Annotated in this window: 14 protein-coding genes; 7 read left to right on the forward strand and 7 right to left on the reverse strand. The window is 66.8% G+C overall.

Going from position 1 to position 18,666, the window contains the following annotated elements:
* Positions 1–5 precede the first annotated feature (5 nt).
* The 6 genes from EDF57_RS18135 to zwf all read right to left on the reverse strand — a co-directional run bounded on the left by EDF57_RS18135 (position 6) and on the right by zwf (position 9,232).
* On the reverse strand, positions 6–1,142 hold the full coding sequence (locus tag EDF57_RS18135) for a DUF2279 domain-containing protein (RefSeq protein WP_134095265.1): 1,137 nt from the start codon (positions 1,140–1,142) through the stop codon (positions 6–8).
* A 162-nt stretch (positions 1,143–1,304) separates the two neighbouring features.
* Positions 1,305–4,091, reverse strand: coding sequence for a phosphoenolpyruvate carboxylase (locus EDF57_RS18140; protein ID WP_134095266.1), 2,787 nt, complete (start codon positions 4,089–4,091; stop codon positions 1,305–1,307).
* Entirely contained in the window at positions 4,088–4,714 is a 627-nt protein-coding gene (eda, locus tag EDF57_RS18145; protein ID WP_134095267.1) for a bifunctional 4-hydroxy-2-oxoglutarate aldolase/2-dehydro-3-deoxy-phosphogluconate aldolase, read from the reverse strand. The genes EDF57_RS18140 and eda overlap by 4 nt, the downstream gene beginning before the upstream one ends.
* Positions 4,711–5,715, reverse strand: coding sequence for a glucokinase (locus EDF57_RS18150; RefSeq protein WP_134095268.1), 1,005 nt, complete (start codon positions 5,713–5,715; stop codon positions 4,711–4,713). Before EDF57_RS18150 ends, eda begins: the two co-directional genes overlap by 4 nt.
* The gene (edd, locus tag EDF57_RS18155) at positions 5,712–7,526 is read right to left on the reverse strand and encodes a phosphogluconate dehydratase (RefSeq protein ID WP_134095269.1); all 1,815 of its coding nucleotides are present in this window, start codon (positions 7,524–7,526) and stop codon (positions 5,712–5,714) included. The genes EDF57_RS18150 and edd overlap by 4 nt, the downstream gene beginning before the upstream one ends.
* A gap of 248 nt (positions 7,527–7,774) precedes the next feature.
* Entirely contained in the window at positions 7,775–9,232 is a 1,458-nt protein-coding gene (gene zwf, locus EDF57_RS18160; RefSeq protein WP_279388319.1) for a glucose-6-phosphate dehydrogenase, read from the reverse strand.
* 385 nt (positions 9,233–9,617) lie between these two features.
* Between zwf and EDF57_RS18165 the strand changes: the two genes are divergently transcribed.
* Positions 9,618–10,616 (forward strand): ATP-binding protein, encoded by a 999-nt coding sequence (locus EDF57_RS18165; RefSeq protein ID WP_132265220.1) that lies wholly within the window; start codon positions 9,618–9,620, stop codon positions 10,614–10,616.
* Positions 10,617–10,679: 63 nt separating this feature from the next.
* On the opposite strand, the gene EDF57_RS18170 is transcribed toward EDF57_RS18165, so the two are convergent.
* A complete protein-coding gene (locus EDF57_RS18170) occupies positions 10,680–12,146 on the reverse strand; it encodes a porin (protein ID WP_314464674.1) in 1,467 nt (488 codons plus the stop codon).
* A gap of 593 nt (positions 12,147–12,739) precedes the next feature.
* Here EDF57_RS18170 and EDF57_RS18175 point away from each other — a divergent pair.
* From EDF57_RS18175 to phoB, 6 genes are all read left to right on the forward strand, one after another.
* Entirely contained in the window at positions 12,740–13,783 is a 1,044-nt protein-coding gene (locus EDF57_RS18175) for a substrate-binding domain-containing protein (RefSeq protein WP_132265222.1), read from the forward strand.
* Between the two features lie 37 nt (positions 13,784–13,820).
* Complete coding sequence (gene pstC, locus EDF57_RS18180) at positions 13,821–15,194, forward strand: phosphate ABC transporter permease subunit PstC (protein WP_132265224.1); 1,374 nt, start codon at positions 13,821–13,823, stop codon at positions 15,192–15,194.
* Positions 15,187–16,119 carry a phosphate ABC transporter permease PstA gene (gene pstA, locus EDF57_RS18185; RefSeq protein ID WP_134095270.1) on the forward strand — a complete coding sequence of 311 codons (933 nt, stop codon included), beginning with the start codon at positions 15,187–15,189 and terminating at the stop codon, positions 16,117–16,119. Before pstC ends, pstA begins: the two co-directional genes overlap by 8 nt.
* Before the next feature lie 4 nt (positions 16,120–16,123).
* Positions 16,124–16,885 carry a phosphate ABC transporter ATP-binding protein PstB gene (gene pstB, locus EDF57_RS18190; protein ID WP_132265227.1) on the forward strand — a complete coding sequence of 254 codons (762 nt, stop codon included), beginning with the start codon at positions 16,124–16,126 and terminating at the stop codon, positions 16,883–16,885.
* Positions 16,886–17,013: 128 nt separating this feature from the next.
* Positions 17,014–17,709 (forward strand): phosphate signaling complex protein PhoU, encoded by a 696-nt coding sequence (gene phoU, locus EDF57_RS18195; RefSeq protein ID WP_132265229.1) that lies wholly within the window; start codon positions 17,014–17,016, stop codon positions 17,707–17,709.
* A complete protein-coding gene (phoB, locus tag EDF57_RS18200; RefSeq protein WP_086490131.1) occupies positions 17,706–18,392 on the forward strand; it encodes a phosphate regulon transcriptional regulator PhoB in 687 nt (228 codons plus the stop codon). The genes phoU and phoB overlap by 4 nt, the downstream gene beginning before the upstream one ends.
* Positions 18,393–18,666 lie beyond the last annotated feature (274 nt).

Consider the following 18,666-nt stretch of genomic DNA (forward strand, 5'->3'; position numbering starts at 1 on the left):
TCGCCTCAGGTCCCCAGGTGCCCGGTCGTGTCGTAGCGGATGGAGGTATAGGGCACCTGGAAGTAGTCCAGCACCGTGTAGCCCGCCTTGCCCAGCCTTGAGCGGGAGCGGCCGAACAGCAGTTCGCCGAGGTTGAGGCCCAGGCCCACGAACAGGTGCCGCTTGGGTTCCTTACCGGCCAGGCGGTCGTCGATCATGAAATCGCTGCCGTAGTAGCCCACCTGCAGGTCCACGAAGCGCAGCGGCGTGCGCTTCAGCCCTTCGAAGCCCGCCCCCTTGAACGAGAGCATGTAGCGTTGCTGGGCATAATGGGCCTGGCCGCGGTAGCTGTAGATATTGTCGTCCGGGATGATCTCGATCTTGAAGGCGACTTTCTCGCGCATGCCGGGCACGGTGTTGCGCAGGATCGAAAAACCCGCGCCGACCAGGTTCATCGTGATGTCCTGCATCGAATAGCCGCTGTCCGTCTCGATCCCGTCCGAAATCTCGTTGAGCGCCATGAAAGTCGAGGCGAGGATCGCCGCCGTCACCGCGTCGCCTTGCGAGGCATGAGTCTTGTCGTGGAGCCGCATGTGCAGGATTTCGGCGATCAGGTAGGTGTCGAAGGCATGAGTGAGCTTGTCGATGCCGAGGTTTGTGGTGTCCTTCCCGAACCAGCCCTCATTGTGGAAGTGGAAGCTGGTGGTTTCGCGGAACAGCTTCTTGCCGCTCTGGAGGCTGAAATAGCCGAGCAGGATCAGCGTCTCCCACTTGATCGTGCCGAGCTGGCTGAAGAAGTCGGGATTGGCGGCGTAAGCGCGCGGCACATGGTCCGACCAGCGGCGCGGCTGCAGATCGGCAGGGAGCATGGGCGGCAGGCGATCCCCCGGACCGGCGCCGGGTTCGCCGCTGGGCCGGACGAGCGGCGCATCACCCGGGTCCTCCAGCGCAACCTGGCCGGTTTCCGCGCCGGACAGCGGCGTGTCGAACGGGCTGCGCGGGCGTTCCCGAGCCTCGGCCAGATCGGCCAGATCCCACTGCGCCAGGCTGGCGTCTGCCTCGGCCTCAGGGGCGAGATCGGGCCATTCGCCGAAGCCATGGGCCCGGGCGGGCGCGGCGAGGAAAGCGGTCAGGACCAAGGAACCGAGAAGCAAGTTGCGCATGCATCATCCCCGGCCCCCCGGAGCAGACGTGATGTGCGACCAACCGGGTGCGAGTAGGCGCCCGAAAAACCGGAAATTCAACTAGGACTTTCATGGATATGCCGGGCGGGGCGAGAGAGCATCGCCGCTCTCCCCCCCGGCCCGGCGGAACCCTGGGCCGGATCAGCCGTGCGCGCCGAACTCGTTCGCCAGCGCCGTGGTGATCCGCAAGGACAGGGCATAGGAGCGGGCGATCGGGTCGATGTAGTCGCTGTGGATGCGGGTATAGCCGGTTGCGCTCGAGTCCGGGTAGTCGCTGGGGCAATCCACCTTGAAGTCGTCGATCGAGGGGAAGCTGGTGGGGAAGGCGCGGCGCAGCTGGGCCAGGCCGTCCTCGACGCGCAAGGTGAAGAACATCTCCAGCACGTCGTCGCGGCTGATGTCGTTGGCGCGGCTGAAGGGCGGGACCATGACCGCGCGCAGGAACATGTGCTTGAACAAGGCGATGCGCAGGGACTGGAGCACGCCCAGGCTGCGGCGGGTGTGCTCGCGGTCCGGCAGCGGGGCTTCGTCCGGCAGCAGGTCGAGCAGGAAGTGCAGCTTCATCGCGTCGACGCGCAGGCGCGAGGCGAGGCGGCGGAACACGCCGGTGCGATCGTCCTTGGTCAGGTATTCGGCCAGCTTAAGGCAGGCCTCGGCGATATACTGTTCGTCGCCGCGATAGGGGCGGCTGGCCCAGTAGGCGGAATTGAACAGCTCGCCATAAGCCGCCACGGTCTTGATCGAGGCCAGCGCATTGGCACTGCGCGCCAGCCGCATGAGTTGCTGGCCGCGCTCGCTTTCGCGCAGGAGCACGGCAATTTCCTCGCGGTTGCCGTCGGAGGCGGTGCCGATCCCGGCGATCACGTTCACCGGGTAGCCGAGCTGCTGGAGGATGGCGTTGTGCGGGATCGCGCGGATCTGCCGCAGGCTCATCGAACGGTCGGAAGCGAGGTCCGACTGGCGGCGCGACTTGCGGCTGCCGGTATCGTTGAGCAGGCCCAGCCCGAAAGCGGTGATCGCGCGGCTATAAGTCGCGCTTTCGAGATGCTCGTGCTGGACGCCGCGGATCGCCCGGTAGAAATCGAGGCTGAGATCGGTGCGGCGGTAGAACAGATCGGTGGGCGCATCGGCATCGGCGCCCCAGAGCGGCATTTCGGCCATGCGCGTGAGCGTGGCGAGGGCCAGTTCGTCCGAGCCGAACCAGAGGTAGCCGTCTCCGCCCTGGAACGAGACTTCCGGTTCCAGCCGGATGCCGGCGCGCAGGAAGCGGCGGCGCGCCCAGGGCGACATCGGCCACTGGAAGCGGTCCTTGATGCTGGAAGGATGAGCGCCGCGGCCCATCGATTCGCCGTGGGTGTTGAAGATCAGCGCCGAAACGTCGGTCAGCCCGTTGGCGACCATCGCTTCGGACAAGCGGCCCTGAAGACGCTCGATGGCGAGCGCGGCGGGCACCTGGCCGACGAAACGGCCCGCGTCCGAGAAGCCGGTCTGGATCGAGACGCGGCCGCGCTTGCGCGCATAGTCGCGGTAGGCAGGCTCTGCCAGCACGGCATCGACGAAGCGGCCGCCATGTTCCAGCGCGCTTTCGGTCTCGAACAGCGGCGAGACGTCCACCTTGTCGTCGATCCCGAACATGCGCGCGAAATAGAGCGCGGCCAGGATCGTCGTCGGTTCCTCGCACTCGGCCACGAGCATGCGGATCGGTGCATCGGCGTCGATATGGGCCAGGATCTGGGCCATGGCCAGGAACTGGCGCACGGCGGTGGAATTCTCGATGGCGAGCGCGGCGAAGTTGGACTTGAGCGGCACGACTTCGGCCAGCAGCTCGCGCATGCGGACCAGCGCGGCCTGGCTGGCGAGCGAAAGCTTGCCTTCCGGGTCGATGCGCAGGCGGATCGCGTTCTGGAGCTGGGAGGCGTTCACCCGGAAGTGGATCCAGCCCATGCCCAGGCCGTCCGCCCGCATGGCGGCGGCGGTCACGAGCAGGGTGCGCGCGATTTCCTGATCGGCATGGCGCGCTTCGTTTTCCAGCGCGGTGATGACCCCTTCCAGGCTGACCAGCCGGTCGGCATGATCCGCGGTCAGCGCGTTGGCGGCTTCCGAAAGCGCCTCCGGCGAGGAAAGATCGGCGGCGAAGCGGGCGACCATGTCCTCGGTCAGCTTGCCGGCGCGGGCCAGCTTCTGCGCGATGTCCGGCGCGGCCTGCATGAGGCTTTCCGCATAGCCGGCGAGGCGCAGCGCCTTTTCCTGAAGGCGGTAGCGGATCGAGGTGGACCAGCCGATATCGGTGCGGCCGTCCATGTCGTAGCCGACCCAGGAGGCGAAGCGCGCCGGCATCGGGTTCAGCCCGCGCCAGCGCTTCGGCCAGCGGGCGGCGGCAATGTCGAAGAGGCGGGCGTTGATGCGGTCGCGGGCCTTCTGGCCGCGCGCGATCGCTTCCATCGCCTTGTCATGCTCGTAATCGAGCGTGATCTGGTCGCGCTCGGAAGATGCCGCACAGACCGTGGCGTCGCTGAAATCGCCGTTCGAGGCCGAGACGGCCACGGCCTCGGTCTGCGCGGTGGAGAGCAGGAACGTGGGGTGCGCGGTGAAGACCACATGGGCGGCCGGGCGCTGCCAGCGGACGGCGAAGGCGGTGAAGTCGTCCTCCTCGGCCGCCGCGTCGATCCGCGCGTCGTTCTCGGCAAGGCCGACGGGGGCGAGCAGCCGGTCGAGACGGGCGGCACGGGCGCGCAGGCCTTCGCACTCCATCTCGGCGACGAGAGCCTCGATATGATCGAGGCTCATCTCGCCGGTCTCCAGCCGCCGCGACAGTTCGAGGCCGAGCTGGAAGACCGGGTTGTAGAGCGGCGTCTGGGCCGTGAGGACGTGCAGTTCCTGGAGCCGCTTGTCGAGGTCCTCGACGGTGGTCAGCGCCGCCCCGTTCATTGGCCGAGCCCCGCTGCGGCGCGGGCGGCCGCCTCGATCGCGGCGACGTCCGGCTTGCCCTTGGGGACCATCCAGCTGCCGCCGACGCAGAGCACGGCATCGAGGGCGAGCCATTCCGGCGCGTTCTGGGGCGTCACGCCGCCGGTGGGGCAGAACTTCGCCTTGAACAGCGGGGCCGCGATCGCCTTTAGCGCCGAAGGTCCGCCCGCCGCCATGGCGGGGAAGAACTTCAGCCGGTCGAACCCGCATTCCAGCGCGAACATCACGTCGCTGGCATTGGCGGTGCCGGGCAGGAACGGGATCTGCGACTTGTAGGCGGCTTCGGCCAGCATCGGCGTGAGGCCGGGCGAGACGATGAACTCGGCGCCCGCGTCGATCGAGCGCTTGAGGTCGTCGGGCGAAAGCACGGTGCCCGCGCCGACCACGGCGCCGGGAACCTGCTTCATGATCTTGATCGCCTCGATCGCGCATTCGGTGCGCAGCGTCACCTCAAGCGCGGGCAGGCCGCCGGCGACGAGGGCTTCGGCGATCGGCAGGGCGTGTTCGATATCCTCGATCACCAGCACCGGGATCACCGGGGCAAGACGCATGACCTTTTCGACGGCTTCGGACGGGCTGCTCATTGGACGTGCTCCCTGACATAGGCGGCAGCCGCACCGTAGAGGCCGGGCTGCGGGTGAGTGATGAGCTTGACGGGGATCTGCGCCATCATCGAGGCAAAGCGCCCCTTGGCGCGGAAGCGCTCCGAAAAGCCCGAGGACAGAATGGTTTCGCGGATACGGTAGCCGAGGCCCCCGGCGATGACGACGCCGCCCGCGCCATGCGCCAGCGCATAGTCGCCCGCCGCGCTGCCCAGCGAGAGGCAGAAACGGTCCACGGCGGCGGCGGCCAGCGGGTCTTCGTAGTTGGTGCCGGCGGTCCAGATCTCCACGTCGGTCAGGTCGTGGACGGCGCGGTTCTCCATGGCGGCGAGCGTCTGGTAGATGTCGACGATGGCCGGGCCGGAGACGACGCGCTCCACCGAGACGCGGTTGTGGCGCTTGCGCAGGCGCGCGAGCACGGCATCCTCGATCAGGTCGAGCGGGGCATAGTCGACATGGCCGCCTTCGGTGGCCTGCACATGGTAGAATCCGCCCTGGCCGTGCGGCAGCCCGTTGCGCCACAAGTGCGCGACGCCGAGCCCGGTGCCCGGCCCGAGCACGCTGAGCGTGCCGGTGGCGGGCAGCGGCCCTTCCGGTCCGGCCAGGTGCAGGAACTGGTCCTCCGGCGCCAGCGCCACGGCATAGGCGACCGCCGCGAAGTCATTGACGACGGTATAGTGTTCGACGCCCATCTTCTCGGGGATCATCGCGGGGCGAATGATCCAGGGGTTGTTGGTGAAGCGGATCACCTCGCCGCCGACCGGGCCGGCTATCGCGATCGAGATGGCATTGGGCAGATGCCCGCCATTGCGCTCGCGGAAAGCCTGCCAGGCCAGCTGGAAGCTGCCGTGTTCGCTGGTGTGCAGGGTGACGGGTTCGCCCAGCGTGATCCGGCCCTGGCCGTCTACCGAGGCCAGCGCGAAGCGGGCGTGCGTGCCGCCGATATCGACGGCAACGAGTTCGGTTGTTCCAGCCGCACTCACAGGCCCGCGACCTCCAGCATCGAGGAGCCGCCCTGTTCGGCGCCGCCCGCATTGATGCGGAACATCGCGAAGAGTTCGCGGCCCATGCCTTCGGCAGGCGCGGGCAGCGGCGCGGGGGTGCGGCCCGAGAGGTCGGCCGTGGTGGAAAGCGTGCCGTCCTCGGCCGAGAGGCGCACGATATCGCCGTCCTGGAGATAGGCGATGGGGCCGTCCGCCAGGGCTTCCGGGGTGACGTGGATCGCGGCAGGAACCTTGCCCGAAGCGCCCGACATGCGGCCGTCCGTGACCAGTGCCACCTTGAAGCCGCGGTCCTGCAGCACGCCCAGCGGCGGCGTCAGCTTGTGCAGTTCGGGCATGCCGTTGGCGCGCGGGCCCTGGTGGCGCACGACCACCACGACGTCGCGGTCAAGCTCGCCCGCCTTGAAGGCGTTGATGACGGCTTCCTGCGTCTCGAACACGCGGCAAGGCGCCTCGATGGTCCAGCGCTCCTGATCGACGGCGCTCGTCTTGAACGTGGCGCGCCCGACATTGCCGGAGACGAGGCGCATGCCGCCGTCGGGCAGGAAGGGCTTTGCCACCGTGCTCAGCATGGCATCGTCGCCGCTGACGGTGGGGGCCGGCTTCCACTTGAGTTCGCCGTCGTCGAGCGTCGGCTCGGTGGCATAGGCGCGCATGCCGTCCTTCGAGACGGTGAGGATGTCCTCATGCGCGAGCCCTGCGTCGAGCAGTTCGCGCACCACCCAGCCCATGCCGCCGGCGGCGTGGAAGTGGTTCACGTCGCCCGAACCGTTGGGGTAGACGCGGGTGATGAGCGGGACGGCGGCGGAAAGCTCGTCGAAGTCCTGCCAGTCGATCTGGATGCCGGCGCAGCGGGCCATGGCGGGCAGGTGGATCGCGTGGTTGGTCGATCCGCCGGTGGCCAGCAGGCCGACGATGGCGTTGACGATCGCCTTCTCATCGACGAGGTGGCCCATCGGCCGGAAGTCGTCGCCCTTGCGGGTCATCTCGGTCACGCGGTGGACGGCGGCGCGGGTGACGGCCTGGCGCAGCGAGGTGCCGGGCGGCACGAAGGCGGCGCCGGGCATGTGCAGGCCCATCATCTCCATCATCATCTGGTTGGAGTTGGCCGTGCCGTAGAACGTGCAGGTACCCGCCGAGTGATAGGAGGCGCTTTCGCTGGCCAGCAGCTCCTCACGCCCGACCTTGCCCTCTGCATAGAGCTGGCGGACCTTCTGCTTTTCCTTGTTGGAAATGCCGCTGGGCATCGGGCCGGAGGGGATGAACACGGCGGGCAGGTGGCCGAAGCGCAAAGCGCCCATGACCAGGCCCGGCACGATCTTGTCGCAGATGCCCAGCAGGGTCATGCCGTCGTACATCGCGTGGCTGAGCGAGACGGCAGTGGACAGGGCGATGGTGTCGCGGCTGAACAGCGAGAGTTCCATGCCGTCGAAGCCCTGGGTCACGCCGTCGCACATGGCGGGCACGCCGCCCGCGACTTGCGCGGTTGCGCCCACTTCGCGGGCGTAGAGCTTCATCTGCTCCGGATAGCGGCCATAAGGCTGATGGGCCGAGAGCATGTCGTTGTAGGCGGTGACGATGCCGACGTTGATCGCCTTGCCGGTGGCGATGGCGGGCTTGTCTTCGCCGCTGGCGGCAAATCCGTGCGCGAGGTTCGAGCACGAAAGGAACGATCGGTCCGAATGACGGCCGGCTTCGCGCTCGACCAGGGCGAGGTAGCGGGCGCGGCTGGGCTTCGATCGTTCGATGATGCGATCGGTCACGCGGGCGACCACCGGGCTGAGGTTGCTCATGGGGTTACTCCTGCACTTTCCGTCTGTCTTTTTTGTCTCAGCCTCCCGAAGCCGCCGCTTGCGGGATCTCCCGAGCGGGGCTTGAAGGCATTCAGGTAACCGGTGTCAACACATATCTTCCACCGGTTTGCGGGGGAATTTCACGCGGCCGGGCATGGAGGACCGTTCACGCACCCGGTCATATAGGGTGCGTGCCGGGTTCATGCCCGCGCCGGCTGCCTTGCTGGAGCCCGATCACGCATGCGCGATCACTCGTGCCAAGTGACGCCGTCGCGCTCGGCGAGGGCGATGGCGGCGGAGGGACCCCAGCTTCCGGCGGTATAAGTCTTCGGCTCCTGGCCCTGGTCTTCCCACTCGGCGCGGATGGCGTCGATCCACTCCCACTGCGCTTCCACCTCGTCACGGCGGACGAACAGCGTCTGCTCGCCCTCGATCAGGTCGAGCAGCAGGCGCTCGTAAGCGATGCGGCGCTGCGGGCCGGCGAAAGCGTCGGGCATGGTGATGGCGAGCGGGATGGAGCGCAGGCCGAAGCCATTGCGGTCCAGCCCCGGCACCTTGGCCATGAGCGAGAGCGTGATGTTCTCGCTCGGCTGGATGCCGATCACCAGGCGGTTGGGCACCGTGCGGGCGCCGCGACCATGGAAGATCGAGTGCGGCACATCGCGGAACTGCACGACGATCTCGGTCGTGCGCTTGGGCAGGCGCTTGCCGGTGCGCAGATAGAAGGGCACGCCCTGCCAGCGCCAGTTGTCGATATGCGCCTTGATCGCGACAAAAGTCTCGGTGTTCGAATCCTTGCCGAGTTCGTCGTCATAGCCCGGCACGGCCTGGCCGCCGATGGCGCCGGCGCGGTACTGGCCGGTGACGGTCTCGTTGGCGGCAACCTTGCGCAAGGACCGCAGGATCTTCACCTTCTCGTCGCGCACGCTGGTGGCGTCGTAGCTGACCGGCGGCTCCATCGCGACGAGCGCGAGCAGCTGGAGCATGTGGTTCTGCACCATGTCGCGCAGTGCGCCCGAATCGTCGTAATAGGCCACGCGCGATTCAAGGCCGACGGTCTCGGCCACGGTGATCTGCACATGGTCGATATGCGCCGCGTTCCACAGCGGTTCGAACATCAGGTTCGCGAAGCGCAGCGCCAGCAGGTTCTGGACGGTTTCCTTGCCCAGGTAGTGATCGATGCGGAAGATGCGGTCTTCCGGGAAAGCGCGGGCGACGGCGTCGTTGATGACCTTGCTGGAGGCGAGATCGATGCCGAGCGGCTTTTCCAGGCCGATGCGCACGTTTTCGCCGGCCAGGCCGCTGGCCTGAAGGCCGCGAATGGTCGGCTCGAACAGGCTGGGCGCCGTGGAGAGGAAGATCGAGAGGCCGTCCTGCGGCTGGCCGACTTTGGCGGCCAGGGCGTTGAAGCCTTCCATCTGGTTGGCGTCCAGCGTCTGGTACGACAACCGGTTGAGGAAGCGCGCCATGCCGCCGCGCCGTTCGGCGGGCAGGAACTGTTCGAGCGAGGCCCGCGCGAAATTGCGGAACTCGGCGTCGTCATGCTCGGACCGGGCCGTGCCGATGATCTCGACCTTGGGGTCCAGCAGGCCCTCCGCATCGAGGGCGCAGAGCGAGGGAAGCAGCATGCGGCGGGAGAGATCGCCCGTCGCGCCGAACAGGAGCAGTCGGTCTGACGTGAATGGAGCGGAAATGGAATTGGTCACTTGGCGCTGTCCACCTTCTGGGGGTTTATCCACCTATAGGGTCATTTTCCGCCGGGGATCGACGGGCTCCTCCTCCTGCGTTCCCTGTCATACCTTCCCGCGAGGAAGAGTTGCCTCTCTTCGCGGTTGCAGCATGACACGGACTGCGTGCGACGTGCTAGGCGAGAGCGCGCAAAACCTCAACCTCGTTTGCACGGATTGAACAGGAGAAGTGGCCGCAAGCGCATTTGGCATCGGGTGATCCCGGTATTTTCCGCAAGTTCGTTGCGATGGCGTCTTTGTCCTGTCGTCAGGTAAGGGCATGGAGAACGATCAGCAGCCGCGCTAACGGCCTCGACAGTCCGCATCGGAGAGGCAATCCGGGCGAAGAACAGGAAGCACGATCATGGCCGGTGACGGCACCCACCTCCTCGAACACCTCCAGACCCCGGCGATGATGGTTTCGCGCGGGCAGGTCCGCTTCGCCAACAGCGCCGCCCGGGCGCTTCTGGGAGCGCATATCGTGGGGCAGGACGTGCGTATCGCCATTCGCGAACCGCGGGCCGTGGGCGCGATTCTCAGCGAGGAGGGCGGTATCGCCCGCGTCTCCGGGCTTTCCACCGGCGGCAGCGTCTGGGAAGTGGATTGCCGCGTGGTTTCGGCGACGGACCGCCTGGTCAGCCTCTACGACCTGTCGGAACGCGTCAGCGTCGCCAAGTCGCACGCCGATTTCGTCGCCAATGCCAGCCATGAACTGCGCACCCCGCTCGCCAACGTGCTCGGCTATGTGGAGACGCTGCACAATCCCAAGGCCGGCGGCGACGAGAGCGTGCGCACGCGCTTCCTCGATACCATCCGCCACGAGGCGCAGCGCATGCAGGCGCTGATCTCGGACCTGATGTCGCTCTCGCGGATCGAGGCGGTGAAGCACGAGGTTCCCTCGGAGCGGGTGGAGATGGTGGCGCTGGCGAAGGAAATCGCGGGCGAGGCGCGGGGCGATGCGCAGATCACCGTCCATTCGAACGGGGACAACGCCGTCGTCACCGGCGATCGCGGGCAACTGGCGCAAGTGCTGCGCAACCTCATCGACAACTCGCTCAAGTACGGCAAGCAGGGCGGTCCGGTGGACGTCGGCCTCGAATCGACGCCGACCGGCTGGCTGCTCGTCACTGTCAGCGACCACGGCGACGGCATCTCGCCCGAGCACCTGCCCCGCGTGACCGAGCGCTTCTATCGGGCGGACACCAGCCGCAGCCGCATGGTCGGTGGGACCGGGCTGGGGCTGTCGATCGTCAAGCACATCGTCGAGCGCCATCGCGGCCGCTTCGATATCGACAGTCGCCCGGGCATGGGCACGACCGCCTCGCTGATGCTGCCGCTGCGCAAGGAAGAGGCCGGCGCCTGAGGCGTCTGGCCGGCTGGTCTTCTGGCTGGCCGCCTGGCTGGCCAGGCCAGGCAAGTTCGGCCCCTAGAAGTCCAGTTCGAACCGCGTGCCCACGACCTGTGCGTCGTAGTCGGTCTTGCCCGAAGTGGTGGGCGTGGCGCCGGTATAGGCCAGGAGCGCGTAGTTCACGTTGAAGCGCAGGTTCTGGATCGGCTCCCAGACGAGCGCGGCGATATAGCCGTTCTGGGTGCCGCCGCGAATGTCGCGGTCGTTGAGGTCCAGCCAGTCGTAGCGCACCGTGAGCAGGACCGAGCCGAAGCCGTCCTGGCCCAGCGGGTGGGCAGGCTTCTCGACGCGGAAGATGCCTTCCTTGAAGCCCCGGTGGTCGCCCTTGGTAAGGAAGATGCCGGTCTCGGCATAAGCGCCCTGGAAAGTGACGGTGGAAGCGTCGAGGCGGTCGGCGGTGAGCACGTGATACTCGGCCGCCGCATGCCAGCGGCCCCGGATCGCGGCGAATTCCAAACCGTAGTGATCTTCTTCCGAGACGTTCATCGCCGGCGTGCCGATCAGGCGGGTATTGGTGGAATGCACATAGGGCCGCTGGCGGTAGCGCGTGTCGCTGTCCGCCAGGCGGCCGAGCCGGCGCCAGTGGGCCGAGCCGCCGAAGTGGAGCTGGAAGTCACCCACCTTGGGCGAAAACGCCAGGCGCCCGTCGAGGCCGAAGCTGTTGTTCTCGTCGCCGCCGTTCTCGCCGTCGTTGCTGTTGGAGAGTGCGCCGATATCGTCAGTGAACACGCCCGCCTGCGCCAGCCAGGGGCCCTTGTTGTACTGGAACGCCATGCCCAGGCGGCGCTCGAAGTTGAAGGCGTCGGTGAAGGCGGCGCGTTCCATCACGCTGCCGCTGGTGTCGCCGGTCAGTTCGTCCAGCGACTGGAACGAGTTCTGGTTGCCCAGCCGGATCTGCCAGGGGCCGGTGTGGTAGCCGACATATGTGTCGACGAGGTCGACGGCGTTGTCGGAAAGTTCGAGTTCCAGCTTGTAGTCGAAGCCCGCGCCGATGGCGCCTTCCGCGCCGAGGCGGATGCGGCGCATCTCGCTGGAGAAGCCGAGGCCCTTGTCGTGGAGGCCCTTCGGCGCGCCCACGTAGTTGGCGTCCGCCTGGATGCGGCCCTTGACCTTGAAGAGGTTGTCGCCCTTGGCGAACTGGGGGCTGCCCTTCCACTCGATGGCGGTGTCGTCCTTGGCCTTGGCCGCGCCGGCGGATCCTGCAGTTCCGGCAGCGAGCGCCGCGGCAGGGGCCGGCTGCGATCCTGGACCGGCGGGGGATCCGGCATCGGTGGCTGCGTCGGGGGCTGCACCGGGGGCGCCGCCGCCGGGCGCGGCGGCGTTGAGCCGCGCTTCCATGGCTTCCATCTGCGCCTTCATCGTGCGGATCTGCGCCCGCAGTTCCTCGGCCTCCTGCGCCGAGATGGCCTGGGCATGGGCGCCCGGTGCGGAAAGAACGACGGCGACCGCGGTCGCGCTGGCCATGATGAGACGCATATCAGGCATTCTCCTAAGCGCTGCACCGATGTGCCGGGCGCGACGAGGCCGATTATTGCCGTTCAATGACAGTTTGATGACTAATGTGACGGTGAATGTGACGAATATGACGATCAGTATCAGCGCTTCGTCCGGGCGATTCGACCGCCCGTTACAGGTTAGTGTGCCCAAGCCCCCTGACCCGGTGAATTCCGCAAGTCCGAATCGAGACAGGCGCAAGCCAGTCCCCGAAACGACCGGCATCCGCAGGGGCGGCGCCGGGGCGATCCGAGTCGCGGCAAAGTTTCTCATCGACATGGCCGGGAAACAATCCCGACACACCGCGCATGGAGGGCGCCGGGTCGCAACGCGACTCCATGAAGCGGGAAGGTGGGGCCGTCCGCGGACGCTTTCATGACATTACCCGGTCGGGCGGCATGGCCAGGCCCGACAGGAGTGACCTGGGCGCAAATGGGGTTTGGCCAAGCTCGTCCGAAAGAGGTATGGAGCAGCGAACCGCCCGGATTTGCGTGACTTGGCGAGTTATGTCACTTCATTGTCATGGAAGTGTCATCCTACCCCAATAGGGGCGTCGGAGAATGAAAGCCCAAGGGGTTAAAACCATGCGTTCGACCAAGACCATCATCTTCGCCGCTGCCTCCGTCCTGGCTCTGAGCGCCTGCGGCGGATCGGGCGGCTCGACTGCGGGCTCGCGCGATTTCGTGCGGGCCGTGGGTTCCTCCACCGTCTATCCTTTCGCCACCGCCGTGGCCGAGCAGTTCGCCAAGGCCGGCGGCAAGTCGCCGGTCATCGAATCGACCGGCACCGGTGCGGGCATGAAGCTGTTCTGCGCCGGCGTCGGCGCCCAGCACCCTGACATCGAAGACGCCTCGCGCCGCATGAAGAAGTCGGAATACGACGAATGCGTCAAGAACGGCGTGACCGAGATCGTCGAGATCCAGGTCGGCATCGACGGCATCGCCTTTGCAGAAGGCAAGAGCGGCCCGAACATGAAGCTGACGCCTGCCGACATCTACAAGGCGCTGGCGGCCAATCCCTTCGGCAAGCCGAACACCGCCAAGACCTGGAAGGACGTGAACCCCTCGCTTCCGGCCGAACCGATCCTCGTCTACGGCCCGCCGTCGACCTCGGGCACGCGCGATGCGCTCAAGGAACTGATCCTTGAAGCAGGCTGCAAGACCGATGCCGCCACCGCCGCGCTGAAGGACAGCGACAAGGACAAGTACGAGGCGACCTGCCACGACATCCGCGAGGATGGCCCCTATGTCGACGCCGGCGAGAACGACAACCTGATCGTCCAGAAGATCTCGCAGAATCCCAAGGCGATCGGCATCTTCGGCTTCTCCTTCCTCGAAGAGAACGCGGGCACCATCAAGGGCATCCCGATGTCCGGCATCGTGCCGACTTACGCCTCGATCTCCGACTTCTCGTACCCCGGCGCGCGTCCGCTCTACATCTACGTGAAGAAGCAGCACCTCGCCCCGATCAAGGGACTGCAGGGCTACGTGGCCGAATGGGCCAAGTCCTGGGGTCCCGATGGTGCCCTGAAGGCCAAGGGCATGGTGATCTCGCCTGACGACGTTCGCGCCAAGAGCGCCGACATCGTCGCCAAGATGACTCCGCTCGATCCCTCGGTTCTGAAGTAATCCCCTTAGCGGGCAGGGACGCGAAGGGCGGCCATACATGATTCTTACCGGAGTACTTCTGGCCGTCCTCGGCCTCGGTCTCGTCGGCTGGTTTGCCGCACGGGGCCGGGCCCGGCTGCTCCATACCGGCCGCGGCACGATGCATTCGATGCCCGGCTATCACGCATGGCACGTCGCCCTGTGGATCGTCGTCCCGGCGCTGATCGCCTGGGGCGCGTGGCAGGCGATCATGCCGGGTCTTGTCGACGGGGCGGTCATGGCCGACCCCGCGGCAGCCCAGCTTCCCGCAGACCCGATGAGTCGCGCGGCGATCCTCGCCGAAGCCAAGGCCATTGCCGACAATCCCGACACGGTGGCGTTCAACCCGCTGTCGAACGCGATGTCCGTGCCCGTGCGCGACGCCCATTCGCGCTTCGGCCTGATCGGCGCGCTCCTGGTGGCGATCGTCGCCCTGGCCGGCGGCGGCTGGGCCTTCACCCGCATCCGGGCGAACTTCCCGGCGCGCACCCAGGTGGAGCGCGGCATTCTGGCGCTGCTGCTGATCGCCTCGCTGATGGCGATCCTCACCACGTTCGGCATCGTCGGCTCGCTGCTGTTCGAGGCCGGACTGTTCTTCCGCGACGTCTCGCCGATCGACTTCCTCACCGGCATCCACTGGTCGCCGGGCAATGCGCGCAGCGATAACCTTGCCGACAGCTTCGGTGCGGTGCCGCTGTTCTGGGGCACGATCTACATCGGCGCGATCATCGCCATGATCGTGGCGATCCCGCTCGGCCTGATGAGCGCGGTCTACCTCACGCAATATGCCTCCAGCACCGTGCGCAAGTGGCTCAAGCCCATGCTCGAGATCCTGGCCGGCATCCCCACCGTGGTCTACGGCTACTTCGCCGCGCTGACGGTGGCGCCGATCTTCCGCGACTTCGCGGGTTCGCTCGGCATGGCCAACCCCTCGACCGAGAGCGCGCTGGCGGCCGGCGTGGTGATGGGGGTGATGATCATCCCCTTCGTTTCCTCGATGGCCGACGATGCGCTCGCCGCCGTGCCCCGCGCCATGAGCGACGGGTCGCTGGCGATGGGCGCCACCCGGTCCGAGACCATCAAGAAGGTGCTGCTCCCCGCCGCGCTGCCCGGCATCGTCGCCGGCGTGATGCTGGCGGTCAGCCGCGCCATCGGCGAGACCATGATCGTGGTTATGGCCGCGGGCGCCGCCGCGCGGCTCTCGCTGAACCCCTTCGATTCGATGACCACGGTCACCTATCAGATCGTCCAGATGCTGACCGGCGACCAGGAGTTCAACAGCCCCAAGACGCTCTCCGCCTTCGCGCTGGGCCTGGTGCTGTTCATCGTCACGCTGATCCTCAACATCATCGCGCTCCGCGTCGTGAAGCGCTTCCGGGAAGCTTATGAGTAACGCAGGTCTCAGTAACGCGCGCTCGGGCATCGAGCCCCTCGGCAACGCGCGGTGGCAAACGCCGGAGGCCAAGCGGCGGATCGCCCGTCGCAACGCCGCCGAACGCCGCTTCAAGCTGATCGGCCTCGGCGCGATCGCCCTCAGCCTCGCCTTCCTGGCGCTGCTGCTGGTGATCATGCTGAAGAACGGCCTCGGCGGTCTCGACTGGAATTTCCTGTCCGGCTCCGACTCGACCGATCCCGACATCGCCGGCGTCTGGGGCGCGGCCAAGGGCTCGCTGCTGACGATGCTCGTCACTTTGCTGCTCTCGTTCCCGATGGGCGTGCTGGCGGCGATCTACCTCGAGGAATTCGCCCCGCGCAGCCGGTGGATCGAATGGATCGAAGTGTCGATCAACAACCTGGCGGCCGTGCCCTCGATCATCTTCGGCCTGCTCGGCCTGGCGGTGTTCATCAACACCCTGGGCATGCCGCGCAGTTCGCCGCTGGTCGGCGGCCTGACCCTGGCGCTGATGACGATGCCGGTCATCGTCATTTCCGGCCGCAACGCGATCAAGGCGGTTCCGCCCTCGATCCGCGACGCGGCCCTCGCGATCGGCGCCAGCAAGATGCAGACCGTGTTCCACCACGTCCTGCCGCTCGCGCTGCCCGGCATCCTCACCGGCACGATCATCGGCATGGCCCGCGCCCTGGGCGAGACGGCGCCGCTGCTGATGATCGGCATGCGCGCCTTCGTCGTGACGCCGCCGGGCGGGATCACCGATCCCTCCAGCGTGCTGCCGATGCAGATCTTCCTGTGGTCTGACGAGATCAATTCCGGTTTCGTCCAGAACACATCCGCGGCCATCATCGTCCTGCTGATCTTCCTGCTGGCGATGAACGGTCTGGCCATTTACCTTCGAAACAAGTTCGAAGTCCGCTGGTAGGGACATGACAAAAGCCAAACTCACCGCCCGCAACGTCGACGTCTTCTATGGCCCCAAGAAGGCCATCAACGACGTCTCGATCGAAATCGACAACGGGCTCGTCACTGCCTTCATCGGGCCTTCGGGCTGCGGCAAGTCGACCTTCCTGCGTTCGCTCAACCGCATGAACGACACCATCGCCGACGCCCGCGTCACCGGTGAGATCCTGCTCGACGGCGAGGATATCTACGCCGCCGCGATGGACCCCGTTGCCCTGCGCGCCCGCGTGGGCATGGTGTTCCAGAAGCCGAACCCGTTCCCCAAGTCGATCTACGAGAACGTCGCTTACGGTCCGCGCATCCACGGCCTGGCGCCGTCCAAGGCGGACATGGACGGGATCATCGAGAACGCCCTGACCAAGGCCGGCCTGTGGGACGAAGTGAAGGACCGCCTGCATGATGCCGGCACCGCCCTTTCCGGCGGCCAGCAGCAGCGCCTCTGCATCGCGCGCGCCATTGCCGTCAGCCCCGAAGTCATCCTGATGGACGAGCCGTGCTCCGCGCTCGATCCGATCGCCACCGCGCGTATCGAGGAACTGATCGACGAGCTGAAGGACACTTACGCCATCGTCATCGTCACGCACTCGATGCAGCAGGCGGCCCGCGTGTCGCAGCGCACTGCGTTCTTCCACTTGGGCAACCTGGTGGAATACGGCGACACCAGCCAGATATTCACCACCCCGCGCGAGGAAAAGACCAAGGACTACATCACCGGCCGCTACGGCTGAGGTCGGTTCGAAATTCGCCGCAAGGCGCGTTTCGCGGCCGGCGCCGGGACGAAAAGGCCCAGCGGGCATTTTCCGAACAGACTGCGAAGCCGGTGCTATAAGTCAGGGACACTCAGGGAAGACACCAAATGGTCGATCATACAGTCAAGGCCTTCGACAGCGAGATCGGGCAGCTTCGCGGCCTGGTCGCCGAGATGGGCGGCCTCGCCGAAGTCGCCATCCGCGACGCCATCATCGCACTGTCGCATCATGACGAGGAACTGGCCGCGCAAGTCGTTGCCGCCGACGCCCGCCTCGATGCGCTGGAGGCCGAAGTGGACCGCCTGGCCGTCCGCACGATCGCCCTGCGCGCACCCATGGCCGACGATCTGCGCGACGTGATCGCCGCGCTGAAGATCTCGGGCGTGATCGAGCGCATCGGCGATTATGCCAAGAACATCGCCAAGCGCGTCAATGCGCTGGAAAACCGCGGCAAGATCGAACCGCTCGAACTCGTGCCGATGATGGCCGAGATAGCCGAGGGCATGGTCCGCGACGTGCTCAATGCCTATGGCTCGCGCGATGCCGCGCTGGCGCAGGAAGTGATCCGCCGCGACGAGAAGCTGGACCAGTTCTACAACACGCTGTTCCGCTCGCTGCTGACTCATATGATGGAGAACCCGGCGACGATCTCCAGCGCCGCGCAGCTTCTCTTCATCGCCCGCAACCTCGAACGCATCGGCGATCACGCGACCAACGTCGCCGAAATGGTCTATTATGCCGCGACTGGCGAATACCACGCCGAGCGCGACAGCCAGACCGACGATACAAGGGACCTGCCGTGAACCCCTCCGTTCTCGTCGTCGAAGACGACCGTGCGCTCTGCGAACTGCTCACCTGGAACCTCAGCGCCGAAGGCTATCAGGTGCGCAGCACCAGCGATGGCGAGGAAGCGCTGCTGATGGTGCAGGAACAGGCGCCTGACGCGATCATCCTCGACTGGATGATCGAGCATGTGCCCGGCATCGAAGTCTGCCGCCAGCTCCGCAAGGACAAGGACACGGCGCAGATCCCGATCCTGATGCTGACCGCCCGCGGCGAGGAAGAGGACCGCATCCGCGGCCTTAAGACCGGCGCCGACGATTACGTCACCAAGCCGTTCTCCCCGCGCGAACTGCTTGCCCGCATCGAGGCGCTGCTGCGCCGCGCACGGCCCTCGCTGGCCGGCAACGTGCTCCAGTGGGGCGATATCGAGCTGGACGCCACCAGCCACCGCGTCCGCCGCTCGGGCGAGGCGCTGCACCTCGGCCCCACCGAGTTCCGCCTGCTGCGCTACTTCATGGAACGTCCGAACCGGGTGGTCTCGCGCCAGCAGATCCTCGACGGTGTCTGGGGCATGGATTCCGACATCGACGAGCGCACCGTGGACGTCCACATCCGCCGCCTGCGCAAGGCGATCAACCGCGACGGTGACACCGATCCCATCCGCACCGTCCGCGCCGCCGGCTACGCGATGGACGTGACCTGATCGGGCGGGGCAGGGCGGCTATCGACAGCCGCTCTGCCCGCCGCCTGGTCCCGCTGTTCCTGCCAGGGCGGGCGGCTTCGCGGATCGCCGCGGAAATGCCCGGGCATCTGCGTCCGCGAGCAATCGGGACGCTGTCTTCGGCGATGGACGGACTTGGCCCGAGCCGATAAGCTGCTCCCCATAAACCGCGCGCGGCCTGCGGACTCATCGCCCCCGCGCCTTGCCGCTGCGCTGCCCCTCGCTAGGCTTGTGCCCGGAACGGACGGGACAGGAC

This window comes from Novosphingobium sp. PhB55, from assembly GCF_004368805.1.
Taxonomy (GTDB): Bacteria; Pseudomonadota; Alphaproteobacteria; order Sphingomonadales; family Sphingomonadaceae; genus Novosphingobium.

What these genes read in the sequence shown, in the direction of transcription:
- EDF57_RS18135 (WP_134095265.1), bottom strand. Translation starts at nt 1,142, where the DNA reads ATGCGCAACTTGCTTCTCGGTTCCTTGGTCCTGACCGCTTTCCTCGCC.
- EDF57_RS18140 (WP_134095266.1), bottom strand. Translation starts at nt 4,091, where the DNA reads ATGAACGGGGCGGCGCTGACCACCGTCGAGGACCTCGACAAGCGGCTC.
- eda (WP_134095267.1), bottom strand. Translation starts at nt 4,714, where the DNA reads ATGAGCAGCCCGTCCGAAGCCGTCGAAAAGGTCATGCGTCTTGCCCCG.
- edd (WP_134095269.1), bottom strand. Translation starts at nt 7,526, where the DNA reads ATGAGCAACCTCAGCCCGGTGGTCGCCCGCGTGACCGATCGCATCATC.
- EDF57_RS18165 (WP_132265220.1), top strand. Translation starts at nt 9,618, where the DNA reads ATGGCCGGTGACGGCACCCACCTCCTCGAACACCTCCAGACCCCGGCG.
- EDF57_RS18170 (WP_314464674.1), bottom strand. Translation starts at nt 12,146, where the DNA reads ATGCCTGATATGCGTCTCATCATGGCCAGCGCGACCGCGGTCGCCGTC.
- EDF57_RS18175 (WP_132265222.1), top strand. Translation starts at nt 12,740, where the DNA reads ATGCGTTCGACCAAGACCATCATCTTCGCCGCTGCCTCCGTCCTGGCT.
- pstC (WP_132265224.1), top strand. Translation starts at nt 13,821, where the DNA reads ATGATTCTTACCGGAGTACTTCTGGCCGTCCTCGGCCTCGGTCTCGTC.
- pstA (WP_134095270.1), top strand. Translation starts at nt 15,187, where the DNA reads ATGAGTAACGCAGGTCTCAGTAACGCGCGCTCGGGCATCGAGCCCCTC.
- pstB (WP_132265227.1), top strand. Translation starts at nt 16,124, where the DNA reads ATGACAAAAGCCAAACTCACCGCCCGCAACGTCGACGTCTTCTATGGC.
- phoU (WP_132265229.1), top strand. Translation starts at nt 17,014, where the DNA reads ATGGTCGATCATACAGTCAAGGCCTTCGACAGCGAGATCGGGCAGCTT.